The organism is Bacillus sp. B1-WWTP-T-0.5-Post-4 (assembly GCF_009183795.1).
Classification (GTDB): domain Bacteria; phylum Bacillota; class Bacilli; order Bacillales; family Bacillaceae_G; genus Bacillus_A; species Bacillus_A cereus.
In genome coordinates, this window is record NZ_WEIJ01000001.1 from 283,580 (window position 1) to 299,848 (window position 16,269).

A 16,269-nucleotide genomic window follows, 5' to 3' on the forward strand; every position below is an offset into this window, starting at 1 on the left:
TAGTATGGTTATTGAATTTTTTTCTAATACAATTTTTTCATAAAAAAACATCTGCACCATTTCGGTACAGATGTTTTTTACTTATGCCTTTTTCTTAAATAAGTTTGCAATACTTAATGCAAGCCCTCCCCAAATGACTACTATTCCAATAACCATCATCATAATCGCTGATCCACTCATTATGAAACACCTCGATCTTTCCATTCTTTTTCAAGCTTGGCAGAATCCGAATGAATTTGTGCATCCCATTTTTTCAGGCCAATGATTATTGCAACTATGAGGAATGCTGCCGCTATCGACCAACCATACGTTACAACAAACTCAGTCGGATAATCTCCGTAGTTCTTTTTAATATTTTGGATTGTACCATCAATTAGCATATACCCTAACATAAGCGGAGTAATAACGAGTAAACTCACTCTCCAAAACGTTCCTAATTTAATATCAGATACAAAGTTTGCATGATTTTGATAAACTGGTAAACGGCGTAAAATGAGTCCTATCGTAACTACTTCCGCAAGTGCAATTGTAATTAATCCGAAATTATTAGCGAAATAGTCGACAACATCTAAGAACATAAGTCCACCACGTGTTGCAAAAACAAGAGAAACTAACACGAGAAGGGTTCCCATAATTCCAATAGTTTTTTCCCGACTTAAACTGAATTTTTCAGATACAGCGGCAAAGCATACTTCCGCGAGTGAAATAAGTGATGTAATTCCAGCAACCGTTAACGATAAGAAAAATAAAACACCAAACAACGGTGACATCGGCAATTCATTAATAATTTGGGGAAATACTACGAACGCAAGCCCAACGCCAGCACTTGCTACTTTATCAACCGGTACTCCCATATTATTTGCCATGAATCCAAGAGCTGCAAAGACCCCAATACCTGCTAATAATTCAAATCCTGAGTTTGCAAATCCAGTAATAAAGGCATTATTTGTTGTATCCGAGTTTTTCGGTAAATAACTAGAATACGTAATCATAATTCCAAATGCTAAAGATAAACTAAAGAATATTTGACCATAAGCAGCAAGCCATACTTTCCCATCAAAAATACGACTCCAATCTGGTTTAAAGAATGCATCTAGTCCTTGCATAGCGCCTTCCATCGTCACTGCACGAACGACGATAATAAGAAACATAACAACTAATAAAGGAATAAATATACGGTTAACAACCTCGATTCCTTTTTTAACTCCTTTAAATGCAACGCCAAGCACAATAATCCAAACGAGAGCTAACGGAATTAATACTTCCGGTACAAGTCCTCCAAATTGTCCTGGCTTATCTGCAACATGTAAGTACTCTTTAAATAAAAATGATTGCGTGTCTTTTCCCCATGCTCCAGTAATTGCAAAGTATGTATACGATATAGACCAAGCAATAATCACTGCATAATATGTTGAAACGATAAATGTTACGCACATTTGCCACCATCCAATAAATTCGGCACGCGGGCTAATACGGAAAAATGTAAGTGGTGCTGAACCACGATGACGATGACCAAGGGCAAACTCAAACGCTAACAATGAAATACCAGTCGTTAATAATGCAAATAAATACGGTAAAAAAAATGCTCCTCCTCCATTTTCATACGCTGTATAAGGAAAACGCCATATGTTTCCTAATCCAACGGCAGATCCGACCGCTGCGAAAATAAATCCAGCTCTCGTTCCCCATTGTTGCCTCGTTTCCATGTTTCCTTCCCCCTTTATGACAAGTTCATACTTGGATTATATTTTAAATTGACTAAATTATCAATAAATTCTGTAAATTTTTTCGAAAATTTACATCTCTCTCCTATTAACAGCATAAAAAAATCGAATAGACAATTATTCGTCTATTCGATCTTTCATCTGTTTTAATATTTTCTTTTCAAGTCTTGAAACTTGTACTTGCGAAATGCCTATGCGCTCTGCTACTTCTGATTGTGTCTGATCTTTATAGTAACGCAAGTATACAATTAAGCGCTCTCGTTCATCTAGTTCTCTAATCGCTTCTTTTAAAGCAATTTTATCGAACCATTTCGTTTCAGATTGATCTGCAATTTGATCTAAAATAGTGATTGGATCTCCATCGTTTTCATATACAGTTTCATGTATAGATGAAGGGGCCCGGCTCGCTTCTTGTGCTAGAACAACTTCCTCTGGCGTTAGTTCTAGTGCCTCTGCCACTTCATTAATCGTTGGAGCCCTTCCGAATTCTTTCGAAAGCTCATCTCTCATCTTTCGAATTTTGTTTCCTGTTTCTTTTAAAGACCTACTAACTTTCACTGATCCATCATCGCGTAAGAAACGTTGTATTTCACCAATAATCATTGGAACTGCATATGTTGAAAATTTCACGTCGAAAGATAAATCAAATTTATCTACCGATTTCAAGAGCCCAATACATCCAATTTGAAATAGGTCGTCTGGTTCGTATCCTCGATTAAGAAACCGCTGTACAACCGACCAAACGAGGCGCATATTACTTTGAACGATTGTATCTCTCGCTTGTTGATCTCCATCTTGACTTTTTTGAATTAACGCTTTTAGCTCGTGGTCCTTTAACTGAGGTTTCTTCTTCTCATTTTTGACCTCTATGTCCATAGGCTATTCTCCTTAATTGCATAGAGCGTTACTATTTGATAAGTATTTTGTCAAATGGATTGTTGTCCCGAAAGATTCGTTTGAAATAACTTCTACTTCATCCATAAAATTTTCCATGATAGTAAATCCCATTCCGGAACGCTCTAATTCAGGTTTAGTTGTAAAAAGGGGTTGTCTCGCTTCATCTAAGTTAAAGATTCCAATCCCTTCATCTCGAATCGTGAGTTTCACCATTGCTTCTTCCAAAATTACAGAAATATAAACAATACCTTCTGCATTTCCTTCGTATCCATGAATAATTGCATTTGTAACCGCTTCTGACACAACTGTTTTAATCTCCGTTAATTCTTCCATCGTTGGATCTAGTTGTGCAATGAAAGCCGCCACTGTAACGCGAGCGAATGATTCATTTTGACTTAATGCTGAAAATTGAAGGTTCATTTCATTTCTCATCTATGCCACCCCCAACGTCGCGAGCGCGTGCGCTTCACTTTCTTCTAAGCGAACGATTTTGAATAAGCCCGACATTTCAAATAAACGCTTAACAGGCGGTGAAATTGCACAAACAACCATTTCTCCACCTAATCCCTTTACGTGTTTATATCGGCCTAATATAACACCTAGACCAGAACTATCCATAAACGATAAGTTCTCTAGGCTCAAAACAATATGATGAACACCATGTGTCTCAATCATATCTGTTACTTTCGTTCGCAACTCTTCAGCCGTATGATGATCTAATTCACCCTCTAGTCTCACACATAGGACGTCACGTTTTACTTCTAATTGCATGGAAAGACTCACACGATTTCCTCCTTATGCTCAAACTTTACTTATTCACATACATAAAGATTTTCGTGATACAAAATAAGAATCCTTCCTGCTGACAAAAGAAGAACTATTTCGTCATAAAGTGAAACCTTTCAGCATTATTCACTTACATACGAATAGAAAAGCGGCAAAATATTTGCCGCTATTTTGATGTTGAAAACATCCCAAAACTTCTTTTAAATAACTCCCACCAGCTCGCTGCAGCAACATCTTCTTTTGCTACAATTGTTTGTTTTAATAAAACATCTTTATCTTTTTTAATAACAAGTGTACCAAGCGCGTCACCTTTTTTAATCGGCGCTTTTACTTTCTTTTCAGCAATTACTTCTTGTTTTACCTTGTCCATATTCTCGCCCTTCTTCATAAGAAGAGAAACATTATCTGACGCAACTAAATCTACTTTTTCTTTTTTCCCTTTTCCTACTTGAACTGTCTTAATTTTTTCGCCGCGCGTATACAATTTCTTTGTCATATATTGTCCAAATGCATAGTCAAGAAGCTTCGTCACTTGGTTGTTCCGTTCTTTTGATGTTGGTGCTCCCATGACAACTGAAATGACACGCATGCCATTTTTTTCAGCCGATGCTGTTAAACAATATTTCGCTTCTGTCGTAAAACCTGTTTTTACTCCATCTACGCCAGGATAAAAACGTACTAGTTTATTCGTATTAACGAGCCAAAACTTTTTATCCGTATCTTCACGTAAATAATCTTCGTACTTACCTGTGTATTTACGAATAAGTGGATACTTCATCAATTCTCTCGCCATTATAGCCATATCATTTGCTGTCGAATAATGGTCTTTGGCCGGAAGACCTGTTGGATTTTGAAAATGTGTATTTTTCAGCCCTAAATCTTTCGCCTTTTTGTTCATCATATTTACAAATCCTTCTTCTGAACCTGCGATGTGCTCAGCTACTGCAACAGATGCGTCATTTCCAGATGCAATTGCAATACCCTTTAACATCTCATTTACAGTCATCTCTTCCCCAGGTTCTAAAAAGATTTGCGATCCACCCATTGAAGCTGCATGTTCACTCGCTCTAACTTTATCGGTCAGTTTTAGTTTTCCTTTTTCAACTTGTTCCATAATTAAAAGCATTGTCATAATCTTTGTCATACTAGCAGGTGGTAATTTTTCATTTGGGTTTTTATCAAATAAAACTTTACCTGTATCTTGCTCAATTACGATTGCTGACGACGCTTGTTCCGCTAACTTCGGCGTTGTTTCTTCTGTTTTCTCCTGCTTCGTTTTTTCAGATTGCGCAAAACTCACTGAAGTTCCAGAAAGCAATAACATGAAACAAACAAGTATTCCAAAAACTCGCTTCATGACTAACCCTCCATTCTATATCAGACCTATTTTTTCCAATTCTCCTTTTTTTAATACCAATTTTTTCTATTATTTTCAGTTGACAAATACATTCGTCCCCTATATTGTATTAAGTGTATTACACATAGTAGTACACTTAATACATATGAGGAAGGAGACATTGCTCTTGCATATTCAACTTGACCCAAGAAGCAACACTCCGATATGGGAACAAATTGTTCAAAATATAAAAGAACTCGTATTGAAAAACATGTTGGCTCCAAGTGATAAACTTCCTTCTGTACGCGAACTCGCTTCTTTACTCGTTATAAATCCAAATACAGTGAGTAAAGCGTATCAAGAGTTAGAGAGACAAGGAATTATTGAAACGTTACGAGGAAAAGGAACATTTGTATCCCAATCGATTACCCCAACATTAGACGAAAGGAAAATCGCTATGGTTGAAAAGCAATTTCATCAATTACTATTAGAAGCCTCTTATCTTGGTATTACGAAAGATAAAATTCATGATTGGATAGATTCATACTATAAAGAGATTGGAGGGAATACGGATGTTGAAAGTGACAAGCTTGAAGAAAACAATTGATAATCAAACAATTTTAGACGATGTTTCTTTCACATTACAAAAAGGTAGTATCGTCGGATTACTTGGAAGAAACGGCGCGGGAAAAACAACTTTATTACGAACGATGGTCGGCATTTTAGACCCAGACGAGGGAACTGTTACATATGAGGATATCGACATCCATAAAAATCCTGAAACGAAACAAAAAATCGTATATGTTCCGGATTCTACTAACATACTGAACGGTTATACAGTAAAAGAAATCGTGAAGTTTTATAAAGCAGTTTATACAGCATTTGATGAACCATATTTCTACGAACTACTAGAACGTTTCAACTTACCAAACAAACGAATTCGTAGTTATTCAAAAGGAATGAAAGCACTGCTTGCCATCATTTTAGCTGTTGCTGCAAAAGCAGAATATATTATTTTAGATGAACCAACAAACGGACTTGATCCTATCGTTAAAAGACAGATTTTACAGTTTCTCGTTGGAGAAGTTGCAGAAAAAGAAATTACCATTTTCATCTCTACCCATCATTTAGATGAAGTGGAACAAATTGCAGATACAATCATTATGTTAAAAGGACATACTGTAGCATCTATTACGTCACTAGACGATGCAAAATCACAATTTGCAAAAATACAAGTAGCTTACGAGCGTTCATTACCTCAAAAACTAGAAAACTTAAGCAATATTAAAATATTAAATCAAACAGGAAAAATATATACAATCTTAATTGAGGGAAATGTGGCTACAACACTGGAGAAGTTTTATAAAGAGCAACCACTGCTCATTGAAGAATTAACAATGTCACTTGAAGATGTCTTCGTTACGACACTGGAGGAGGATGGATATGTTTCATAAAGCGTTGTGGATGTGGAATTGGAAGCGCGGGAAATATGCTGCGTTACTTTTTCTCTTCAGTTCACTTTATCTTCTATCTCTCGGATACTATAGAAGTGCTCAGATGGAACTCGATAAATATTACGAATTACAAGAAAAAGGGGAACAGTATTATTATTTTTATACCTTTTCTGCACGAGATGGTAATAGTTTTTGGTTAACTGTTCTTATCATTGCTTTAGCCTGCTTATTGATAGGATGGGAACGTAGCAACCAATCTAATACACTACTTATGACGATGCCATTTAAAAGAAAACATGTTTTCTTATCTAAATGGGCTTTCGGTTCCTTCTGTATTGTGAGCTCGTTACTTATAAATTGGATTATTATGTATGTTATTTATAGAACAACTATCCATTTTGATTATCAATCATTTAGTCCACTTCACCGATACTTTCTTTATGCGATAGTTTCTTATGTTGCAGTCTATACAGCTGCTCTATGTATCGGTACTTTTACTGGAAGCATTATTTCACAGGTTGTTTTTTGTATTCCATGGTTACTAATGGGGCTTACATTTATTCCACTAGTGTACACTTTTACGATAAACCATTTAGAGGCTACCAATACTAAAAATAATAAATTAGATCAACAACTTTATGAAATCAATAAAAAAACAAATATAGTTGCACCAATATATAACTTCACGATTTATTACCAATATAATCCTGAATCACGTAAAAAAGAAAATGACTCAACTATTTTAAGAAATCCAGCATCTTATCACTATTATTCAGCCAAATCAATGTTAGTCCCTATTTTTTATACAATAGTTTACTTACTACTTGGAACATATTTATATAAACGATCGCCAAATGAAAACAGTCAAAAGATATTTATTTTCCAACAGCATTTACGAATATGTATATGGGGGACAACCATTTACTTTGCATTACTAGGTGGCTATAAAATCAATCAATTTTTTTTCTTACCAAACTACTATATCAGTTTGTTTCTCGCTGGAATCATTACTTATGTTATATTATCACGCTTAACAAATTATAAAGTTTTTTAAAGGAGAGATCCTATGTTTCAAAAAGCACTGTGGCTAAGAACGTATCAACAAAGTAAATATGTTATATGGTTATTTTGGCTCGTCAGCTTCTGTACTTTATCATATAAATACTATATGACTTCTATTCAACAGCAATATTTTCTAAATATGAATAAAAAATGGAAAGCTATATATCATTACAGTTTTGATTTAACACTTCTAGATTCTATCATGCTGTTAGGTAGTTTGCTAATCATTCTAGCTTGTACGTTAATTGGATGGGAAAGACAAAATAACACTAGCGACTTGTTATGGTCTATGCCCTTTAAACGTTCGCACCTCTATATAACAAAGTGGTTGTTTGGAATCTGTAATATCGCGGCTGTTGTCGTTTTAAACTGGGGACTATTTGCTATTATGAAAAAGTTGACTTTTCATAATAAATATCAAGTATTCTCCCCCTTTCATAGTTACTTTATATACATGTTAATTGTATTAATTGCTATTTATACACTTGCCTTATGTATAGGAACAATCGCTGGAAATGTGATATCGCAAGGATTTCTTACTGCAGCTATATTAATCTTCCCAGTGTTACTTCCATCTCTAATATCAGGAGTTATTGCTGTTCACTCGAATGCCGACTTTCATGAGAACAATGGCATTATACATGATGTTATGGAAAACATACGTATTTCTAGTCCAGCAGAAGATTTTAATATTTACTTTAATTATGATCCACAAAGCGCTTATACTGATCAAAATGGAGTACGTCATAACGAGCCAAACTTTACAAAGATTCCACCGGTCAAAACATTGATTGGACCTATTGCACATATCCTTATTTTATTACCACTCGGTATATATTTATATGCCCGTTCAGTCAATGAGCGAAATGGTAACTACTTATTATATCCAAAACTACAAAAAGTAGTTTTAGCTTGTGCGATTTTCTTTGGTGGAATCATCGGAGGTTTAATACTAAGTCATGAGCAGTCATTGTCTAGCTTTTACATCGGATTTTTAGTGACTAGTTTCATTACGTATTTCCTCCTACCTAAAATATTAAAATGGAAAGTCTCTTGGAATTTTAAATAAAATAACCTCCTCTCGATGAGGAGGTTATTTCACATTCTCTCTCCTATCCCCATACACCATCTCTTCTTTCATCCCAAATCCATCACCATTTTGCACAATTTGCTCTGTCGGGGCAACTACACTTTCAGCAATTTTCCATTCCCCACGCTCTTTTACGAATACTTGTAGAAAATAGTTCATGCCATCTAATTGATATGCATTTTCTTTTTTTACATTATAGTGAATCGCAATGTAGTACACTTGAATATTTTCTTTTCCTATTTTTGATACGTATTGCGATAGTCTCGGTATATAGAGTGCTGCTTTCTGAAAAGATAGTTGCTTCGCTTTAACAAGCGATGAACTTGTTACATTACGTAATGTGTCCCGATTACGAATATTATCGCTATGGTGGAATAATACTGCGTTTTGCATAGAACGAACCCATAATTTTGAATATAAGACTGTATTATCGTTTTCGATGTACTTCACTTCTTTTCGCACCACTTGGATAGGCGTATCTGCGTACGTGAATGTTTGAAAATAGAAAAAACCACCAAATAAAATGGTAAGTGCAGCAATATATTTCATAATCTTTCCTCCGATCTTTTAATTAAAGTATCGGAGTTTCAAAATATTTTTATTCAAAAGAAAAAGGATAGGAATGCTTTCGCTTCCTATCCTCATTTATTATAATACGCGGCCAAATAGTTCTAAGACCATTTCTATTTCTTGGTCGCTCCAACCTTTAAATCTCTCTTTATAATATTCTTTACGCACAGCTTCAAGTTTTTCAGTTACTTCTCTTCCGTGCTCTGTAATTTCTAAGTACACGATTCGACGATCTGAATTAGAACGTTTTCTTTCTACTAATCCTTTTCGTACGAGACGATCTGTAACAGCTGTAATATGACTGGAGGTTACGTTTACTTCACTCGCAATTTGCGAAGCCATCTGTGGACTCTTTAAAAATAACGCACGTAATACAGAAAATTCATTATATGGCATATGTTCTGCAAAACGTGTATTAATATCATTTTGTAATAAACGTATCATTTTTCGAAATGATGCAGATAAATCTAAAATCAGTGTTTCTCTTTTTTCGTTCAATAGCCTCGTCCCTTTTTTATCATATTTACACATATTATAATCTATAAATACCTATGTTGTATATGCTTTCTTTCCTCAACATTCTCATTTATGTAACTTTTTTCATATAAATTTCTTTTTTGTTCACACATATACATATAAAAAGGATGGTGATGGAAAATGCAGGGTGGAATGAATCCTTATTTACACAACGTATGCACAGCTAATACTGGTAAAGAAGCTACTATTACTGTACAAGGGGAAGGCGTCGTTAAAGCAAAACCGAATGTTGTTATATTAACGCTTGGCATTCGAACAGACGATAAAAATGTAAAACAGGCTCAAGAAGAAAATGCAGTGCAATCCAAACAATTGCTGGATGCACTTAAACAGCTTGGTATTGCCGATAAAGATATAGAAACGATTTCTTATACGATCACTCCTCAATACGAATATGTAAATGATAAAGCATTGCTACAAGGATACCGCGTGGAGCATTTGTATGAAATTACCGTTTTAAATGTACAAAAAGCTGGGGAAGTATATGATATAGCCGTTTCAAATGGTGCAAATGTAGCAAAAGGTTTACGTTTCCGAGTATCTCATCCAAATAAATATTATGAGCAAGCTCTCATTCAAGCTCTGCACCAAGCAGTAGAAAAAGCTCGTGCTATTGCGAGTACATATAATTTAAATATTAATCCTGTTCCCCTCTCATTCGTTGAAGAATCTGCCCAATTACCAAGGGAGGTTACGTCTTATGCTACTTTACATGCACAAGCAGCCCCGCCTATTCAATCGGGTGAATTAGAAATCATTTCATCCATACGGGCTATTTTTACGTATTTATAACGAATTCTCTTTACAAGTAAACGTTATCATTTTACTTGTTGTAAAAACATGATGTTCTGATATAATAAAGAACGGTGAGCTCTTACAAAAGAGATATCACGGGTGGGAGAGGGATATGAAAAAGAAGGTTTAACATGAAAGGAATACTTGAAAGAACATTTAAATTAGGTTTACACGAAACATCACCAAAACAAGAAGTTTTAGCTGGAGTTACGTCATTTTTCACAATCGTATATATTATGATTGTAAATGCGTCAATCTTATCAGATGCTGGCATTCCTCTTGAAGCTGGAATTTTAGCAACTGTTTTTAGTTCATTTGTCGGATGTCTACTCATGGCATTTTGGGCAAATGCACCTGCTATTCTTGTCCCGGGTATGGGTGTAAATGCATTCTTCACGTACACAGCTGTGCATACACTTGGACTAACTTGGCAAGAAGCATTGGCTGCTGTCTTTATCTCTGGTATTATTTTTGCAATTGCCGCTTTTACACCAATCGCTCGCGTGCTATCAATATCAATTCCAAAGTCATTAAAGGAAGCGATTACTGTCGGCATCGGATTATTTTTAGCGTTTATCGGATTGCAAAAAGGTGGTTTAGTCGTTTCGAACCCAAATACTGCTGTGGCAATGGGGAAATTAAGTAATCCTGTCGTTCTTGCGACATTACTTACTCTTATCATTGCACTTGTATTATTTATTCGTAACGTACGTGGAAACTTTTTATGGACGATTGCAATAGGAACTGGTATCGCATGGTTATTTGGTCTTGTGGATACGAGTCAAGTGGGAAATGGTTCATTCTCATTCGCTAATTACGGTGATGTGTTTGGAGCTATGTCATTTGGGAAACTTTCTTCCTTACCGTTTTGGATTGCAACATTCTCCTTAAGCATGGTGCTTATTTTTGAGAACATGGGACTTCTGCACGGTTTATTAGAAGATGACCGTAAATTCCCACGTGCTTACCAAGCCAATGCAATTTCAGCAATGACATGTGGTCTATTTGGCACAAGCCCTACCGTATCAACAGTAGAAAGTGCCGCAGGTATTACTGCAGGCGGAAAGACAGGTCTGACGTCTATCGTTACTGGGTTGCTATTCTTTGCATCACTGTTTGCTCTTCCATTTGTCAAATTAATTCCTGATAGTGCCATTGCACCAATCTTAATTATTATTGGCGGGCTGATGATTACAAGCATCCAACAAATTCCTCTGAATGACTTTTCAGAAGGATTTCCAGCATTCTTAATTATCGTTATGATCCCGCTCACATATAGTATCGCTGATGGCATTGCGTTCGGATTTATCGCTTACCCTATCTTAAAAGTTGCTCTTGGAAAGCGTAAAGAAGTCGCACCATCTATGTATATCATTACATGCTTATTCTTAGCTATGTTTGTATTACATGCTATTGGTTAAAAAAACACCGAGGAAATCCTCGGTGTTTTTTTACTTAAACCATCCTTTTTTATAAAACCAGGCCATCATTCCGCCGCCAATTAGTGCCATGATAAGTAGACAAATAAAATAACTATATTGTCCACCAAGCTCTGGCATATGCGTAAAGTTCATTCCATATACTCCCGCAATAAATGTTAATGGCATGAAAATAGTCGAGAATACAGTTAATGTTTTCATAATGTTATTCATATGATGTGAGTTTAATGAAAAATAACTATCCCGAATATCTGCTGTTAACTCTCGACTTGCCTCAATCATTTCTGTTAGTTTAAGCAAATGATCATGTATATCTTTAAAGTAAATTTCATGATCGCTTATACCATAAAAACGAGTCGAATTTAAAATACGATATAATAAATCACGCATTGGAATGATTGTACGCCTTAGCTTTGATAAATCTGCACGTATATCAAATACCTCTTCTAATACGCTTCCTGCTGTCTCCCCGGTTAAATTATCATCAATTGCATTTAAATGATCCTCAATGTAATATACAGGCGCAAAATAGTCATCTACAATTTGGTCAATAATTGTATGAGCTACGTGTAAAGGACTATTTTTAATACGCTTCTTTTCTCCAAGTGTTTTCCATACTCTTTCGATTGCATTGTTATGAGAAAAGTGGAAAGAAACAATATAACGATCACTAATAAATAAATCGATTTCGTGCGGTTCTAGTCCATCTTCCCCAAATGCATGAAGAACTAAAAAGTTATATCCATCATAAAAATCAACTTTTGGCCTCTGTACGTATTCTATACAGTCTTCAATTGCAAGGGGATGGAACTTAAAATGGTCCTGCAGAATATATGTATACTCTTCTTTCGTTGGCTTATATAAATCTAGCCAATACCATACAATATGGTCTTTCTTTGTTTCTTCTAGAGAAACATCATATAATACTTCATCTGTTTTTGTTACTGCACAAATTCTAATCATAATTTCACCCATTATTATTATAAACAAAAAATAGTAAAAAAAGCCAAGGAGAAACCTCCTCAGCTTTTTTTATTACTTCGTTACGATACCGTGTACTAAAGTTGGTGCATCTACGTGTTCTTTAGAGATCTTCATGTTCTCATAAATTTTCGCTTTTACATCTTCAACATTTTCGCGGTTTGCGTAAATTGTAACGAGAGATTCACCTTGCTTCACGCTATCGCCTACTTTTTTGCGCAGCATTAGACCAACTGCTAAATCAATTTCAGACTCTTTCGTTGCACGTCCTGCTCCTAAAAGCATTGCTGCTGTTCCGATTTCGTCTGCAACGATTTCTGATACATATCCGTCTTCTTTCGCTTCCACTTCAATTTTAAATTGTGCTTGTGGCAATTTAGAAGGGTCATCAACAACAGATGCGTCACCGCCTTGCGCTGATAAGAACGTTTTAAATGATTCTAGCGCTTTTCCGTTGTTCATTACTTCAATTAGCTTTTCACGTGCATCTTCTAAAGATGAAGCTTGTCCAGCAAGGTACACCATTTGACTTCCAAGTGTTAAACATAGCTCTTCTAAATCTTTCGGCCCTTTACCTTGTAATGTATCAATTGCTTCTTGAACTTCTAATGCGTTACCGATAGCTTCACCGAGTGGTTGACTCATATCAGAAATAACTGCCATCGTATTACGACCAACGTTATTACCGATACGTACCATTGCTTCTGCTAAACGTTTTGCATCTTCATCCGTTTTCATAAATGCACCTGCTCCAGTTTTTACATCAAGAACAATTGCATCTGCACCAGCAGCAATTTTTTTACTCATAATCGAACTTGCAATAAGCGGAATTGAGTTTACTGTTGCTGTTACATCACGAAGTGCATATAGCTTTTTATCAGCAGGTGTTAAGTTACCACTTTGGCCGATAACAGCGATTTTGTTTTCATTTACAAGACGCATGAATTCATCGTTTTCAATTTCCACATGGAATCCTGGAACTGCTTCTAATTTATCAATTGTACCACCAGTATGTCCTAAACCGCGTCCAGACATTTTCGCTACTGGTACATCTAAAGCAGCTACTAATGGACCTAATACAAGTGTCGTTGTATCACCAACACCACCTGTTGAATGCTTATCTACTTTTACACCTTCAATAGCCGATAAGTCGATTGTATCACCGCTATTTACCATTGCCATCGTTAAATCAGCACGCTCTTGATCGTTCATATCTTGGAAGAAAATTGCCATTGCAAGTGAACTTACTTGATAATCAGGAATATCACCATTCGTATATCCTTCAACAATAAAGTTAATTTCTTCTGTCGTTAATGCATGTCCGTCACGTTTTTTTGCAATTAGGTCCACCATTCTCATTGTGAAGTCACCCCTTCATTTGTTTTACGATTGCTTTTACTAATGCTAAGAAGTTAGCTTTAACACGTTCTGTCGTTTCAATTACTTCATCGTGATGAAGTGGTTGATCTAAAATACCAGCTGCCATATTTGAAATACAAGAAATACCTAATACTTTCATACCAGCATGACGCGCTACAATTACTTCAGGTACTGTTGACATACCAACTGCATCTCCGCCAAGTGTACGAAGCATACGAATTTCAGCAGGTGTTTCATATACAGGACCTGTCATTCCCACGTATACACCTTCTTGTACTTTAATATTTAAGTCTGCTGCAACTTGTTTCGCCATTTCGCGAAGTTCTACTGTATATGATGTAGACATATCAGGGAAACGTACGCCCATTTCAGAATCATTCGGTCCGATTAATGGATTCGTACCCATGAAGTTAATGTGGTCTGAAATTAACATAAGATCGCCTGGCTCAAATGATGTATTTACACCACCAGCTGCGTTTGTTACAACTACTGTTTCTACACCTAGTTCTTTCATAACACGAACTGGGAATGTTACTTTTTGCATGTCGTATCCTTCATAGAAGTGGAAACGTCCTTGCATTGCTACTACTGTTACACCTTGAAGTGTACCAAATACTAGTTGACCTGCATGGCCTTCTACAGTTGATACTGGGAATTCAGGGATTTCACTGTACGGTACTGTTACTGCGTTCTCAATTTCGTCTGCTAATACACCTAGTCCTGATCCAAGGATTAGTCCTACTTGTGGTGTCTCTTGAAATTTCTCTTTTAAGTATGAAGCTGATTTTGTAATAAGTTCACGATTCATTTGTTTATCCCCCTATTTCTTTAGCTCATTTAAGAAGCTTGTTCCGTATTCTGGCATTTTCACACCGAAGTTTTCTGCTACTGTTGCACCAATATCAGCAAATGTTTGACGAAGTGGTAACTCTTGTCCGCCTTCTTTCATGCTTGGGCTATATGCTAATAATGGTACATATTCACGTGTATGGTCAGTACCAGGGTGAATTGGATCATTACCGTGGTCTGCTGTAATTAATAATAGATCATCTTCTTTTAGTTTTGCGAATACTTCTGGAAGACGTGCATCATATTCTTGCAGAGCTTCTCCGTATCCTTGTGGATCACGGCGGTGGCCGAATAATGCATCAAAGTCAACTAAGTTTAAGAAGCTAAGACCTGTAAAGTCCATATTTAATGTATCTACAAGCTTATCCATTCCATCCATGTTAGACTTCGTACGAAGTGATTCCGTTACCCCTTCGCCATCATAAATATCAGAGATTTTACCGATAGCAATTACATCGTAGTCACTATCTTTTAATTCGTTCATTACTGTACGGCCGAATGGTTTTAATGCATAGTCATGACGATTTGGTGTACGTGTAAAGTTTCCAGGTTCACCAACGAATGGACGAGCAATAACACGACCTACCATGTATTTCTCATCTAATGTTAATTCACGTGCAATTTTACAGATTTTATATAACTCATCAAGTGGCACTACTTCTTCGTGTGCTGCAATTTGCAATACGCTATCAGCAGAAGTATAAACGATTAAAGAACCTGTTTCCATTTGCTCTTGACCAAGTTCATCAAGAATCTCAGTTCCAGAAGCTGGCTTATTACCGATAATTTTACGGCCTGTTTTTTCTTCTAATTCATCAAGTAATTCTTTCGGGAATCCTTCCGGGAACACTTGGAATGGTGTATCAATGTAAAGGCCCATGATTTCCCAGTGACCTGTCATTGTATCTTTACCAGTAGATTTCTCTTGCATTTTTGTGTAATATCCAAGTGGTTTCTCTACTTTAGAGATACCTTTCATTTCTCGAATGTTACCAAGACCTAATTTCACCATGTTAGGCATTTGTAACCCATTCATATGTTCAGCAATGTGACCAATTGTGTCAGATCCTAAATCACCAAATTGCTCAGCATCTGGTGCTTCACCGATTCCCACAGAGTCCATTACGACTAGGAATATACGTTTATATTTATTCATAACTGCGACCTCCTATAAGTTCAGTTCTACTTCTTGTAGTATGTTCAAAACGCTATAAAGTGAAACTGTTATCCAAAAGAATTCTCATTGTCAAACAGTACTTCTTTAAATCATTTTCTAACCTATTTCGTTTACTTGAAACGATTCAAAAACATTTCTAGTTTTTTCTAAGTCAGATGTCAGACATCTGATACTGATATCATAACATGTTTA

Annotated in this window: 18 protein-coding genes; 6 read left to right on the forward strand and 12 right to left on the reverse strand. The window is 36.0% G+C overall.

Going from position 1 to position 16,269, the window contains the following annotated elements; all coding sequences use genetic code 11:
• Window positions 1-81: 81 nt before the first annotated feature.
• The 6 genes from GBN91_RS01515 to dacF form a co-directional block, all read right to left on the reverse strand.
• On the reverse strand, window positions 82-180 hold the full coding sequence (locus tag GBN91_RS01515) for a methionine/alanine import family NSS transporter small subunit (protein WP_000016826.1): 99 nt from the start codon (window positions 178-180) through the stop codon (window positions 82-84).
• On the reverse strand, window positions 180-1,706 hold the full coding sequence (locus tag GBN91_RS01520; protein ID WP_000450088.1) for a sodium-dependent transporter: 1,527 nt from the start codon (window positions 1,704-1,706) through the stop codon (window positions 180-182). The genes GBN91_RS01515 and GBN91_RS01520 overlap by 1 nt, the downstream gene beginning before the upstream one ends.
• Window positions 1,707-1,841: 135 nt before the next feature.
• A complete protein-coding gene (gene sigF / locus GBN91_RS01525) occupies window positions 1,842-2,600 on the reverse strand; it encodes an RNA polymerase sporulation sigma factor SigF (protein ID WP_000350729.1) in 759 nt (252 codons plus the stop codon).
• Between the two features lie 12 nt (window positions 2,601-2,612).
• A complete protein-coding gene (gene spoIIAB, locus GBN91_RS01530; RefSeq protein ID WP_001243398.1) occupies window positions 2,613-3,053 on the reverse strand; it encodes an anti-sigma F factor in 441 nt (146 codons plus the stop codon).
• Complete coding sequence (spoIIAA, locus tag GBN91_RS01535) at window positions 3,054-3,404, reverse strand: anti-sigma F factor antagonist (protein WP_000059135.1); 351 nt, start codon at window positions 3,402-3,404, stop codon at window positions 3,054-3,056.
• Window positions 3,405-3,573: 169 nt separating this feature from the next.
• A complete protein-coding gene (gene dacF / locus GBN91_RS01540; protein WP_000831998.1) occupies window positions 3,574-4,764 on the reverse strand; it encodes a serine-type D-Ala-D-Ala carboxypeptidase DacF in 1,191 nt (396 codons plus the stop codon).
• Window positions 4,765-4,930: 166 nt separating this feature from the next.
• Between dacF and GBN91_RS01550 the strand changes: the two genes are divergently transcribed.
• From GBN91_RS01550 to GBN91_RS01565, 4 genes are read left to right on the forward strand one after another with little or no spacing between them, the layout of a single operon-like run.
• On the forward strand, window positions 4,931-5,350 hold the full coding sequence (locus GBN91_RS01550) for a GntR family transcriptional regulator (protein ID WP_000548027.1): 420 nt from the start codon (window positions 4,931-4,933) through the stop codon (window positions 5,348-5,350).
• A complete protein-coding gene (locus tag GBN91_RS01555; protein ID WP_086411649.1) occupies window positions 5,316-6,197 on the forward strand; it encodes an ABC transporter ATP-binding protein in 882 nt (293 codons plus the stop codon). Before GBN91_RS01550 ends, GBN91_RS01555 begins: the two co-directional genes overlap by 35 nt.
• Entirely contained in the window at window positions 6,187-7,251 is a 1,065-nt protein-coding gene (locus tag GBN91_RS01560; protein WP_086411648.1) for an ABC transporter permease, read from the forward strand. Before GBN91_RS01555 ends, GBN91_RS01560 begins: the two co-directional genes overlap by 11 nt.
• A gap of 12 nt (window positions 7,252-7,263) precedes the next feature.
• Window positions 7,264-8,328 carry an ABC transporter permease gene (locus tag GBN91_RS01565; RefSeq protein ID WP_152121217.1) on the forward strand — a complete coding sequence of 355 codons (1,065 nt, stop codon included), beginning with the start codon at window positions 7,264-7,266 and terminating at the stop codon, window positions 8,326-8,328.
• A gap of 24 nt (window positions 8,329-8,352) precedes the next feature.
• Here GBN91_RS01565 and GBN91_RS01570 read toward each other — a convergent pair whose 3' ends face one another.
• A complete protein-coding gene (locus GBN91_RS01570) occupies window positions 8,353-8,898 on the reverse strand; it encodes a hypothetical protein (protein WP_000873779.1) in 546 nt (181 codons plus the stop codon).
• A 99-nt stretch (window positions 8,899-8,997) separates the two neighbouring features.
• Complete coding sequence (locus GBN91_RS01575; RefSeq protein WP_001003305.1) at window positions 8,998-9,417, reverse strand: MarR family winged helix-turn-helix transcriptional regulator; 420 nt, start codon at window positions 9,415-9,417, stop codon at window positions 8,998-9,000.
• 159 nt (window positions 9,418-9,576) lie between these two features.
• Between GBN91_RS01575 and GBN91_RS01580 the strand changes: the two genes are divergently transcribed.
• Together GBN91_RS01580 and GBN91_RS01585 are read left to right on the forward strand one after the other, a co-directional pair.
• Window positions 9,577-10,248: an SIMPL domain-containing protein gene (locus GBN91_RS01580; protein ID WP_152121218.1), complete on the forward strand. Its 672-nt coding sequence runs from the start codon at window positions 9,577-9,579 to the stop codon at window positions 10,246-10,248.
• A 134-nt stretch (window positions 10,249-10,382) separates the two neighbouring features.
• Window positions 10,383-11,672 carry an NCS2 family permease gene (locus GBN91_RS01585; protein ID WP_152121219.1) on the forward strand — a complete coding sequence of 430 codons (1,290 nt, stop codon included), beginning with the start codon at window positions 10,383-10,385 and terminating at the stop codon, window positions 11,670-11,672.
• Between the two features lie 30 nt (window positions 11,673-11,702).
• Here the strand turns inward: GBN91_RS01585 and corA are convergent, their stop codons facing one another.
• The 4 genes from corA to deoB are packed head-to-tail and all read right to left on the reverse strand — an operon-like array spanning window position 11,703 to window position 16,056.
• Entirely contained in the window at window positions 11,703-12,665 is a 963-nt protein-coding gene (corA, locus tag GBN91_RS01590; protein ID WP_002000765.1) for a magnesium/cobalt transporter CorA, read from the reverse strand.
• Window positions 12,666-12,725: 60 nt separating this feature from the next.
• Entirely contained in the window at window positions 12,726-14,030 is a 1,305-nt protein-coding gene (locus GBN91_RS01595; protein ID WP_001243069.1) for a pyrimidine-nucleoside phosphorylase, read from the reverse strand.
• Window positions 14,031-14,037: 7 nt separating this feature from the next.
• The gene (locus GBN91_RS01600; protein ID WP_001078446.1) at window positions 14,038-14,859 is read right to left on the reverse strand and encodes a purine-nucleoside phosphorylase; all 822 of its coding nucleotides are present in this window, start codon (window positions 14,857-14,859) and stop codon (window positions 14,038-14,040) included.
• Window positions 14,860-14,871: 12 nt separating this feature from the next.
• On the reverse strand, window positions 14,872-16,056 hold the full coding sequence (deoB, locus tag GBN91_RS01605) for a phosphopentomutase (protein ID WP_001046079.1): 1,185 nt from the start codon (window positions 16,054-16,056) through the stop codon (window positions 14,872-14,874).
• Window positions 16,057-16,269: the final 213 nt, after the last annotated feature.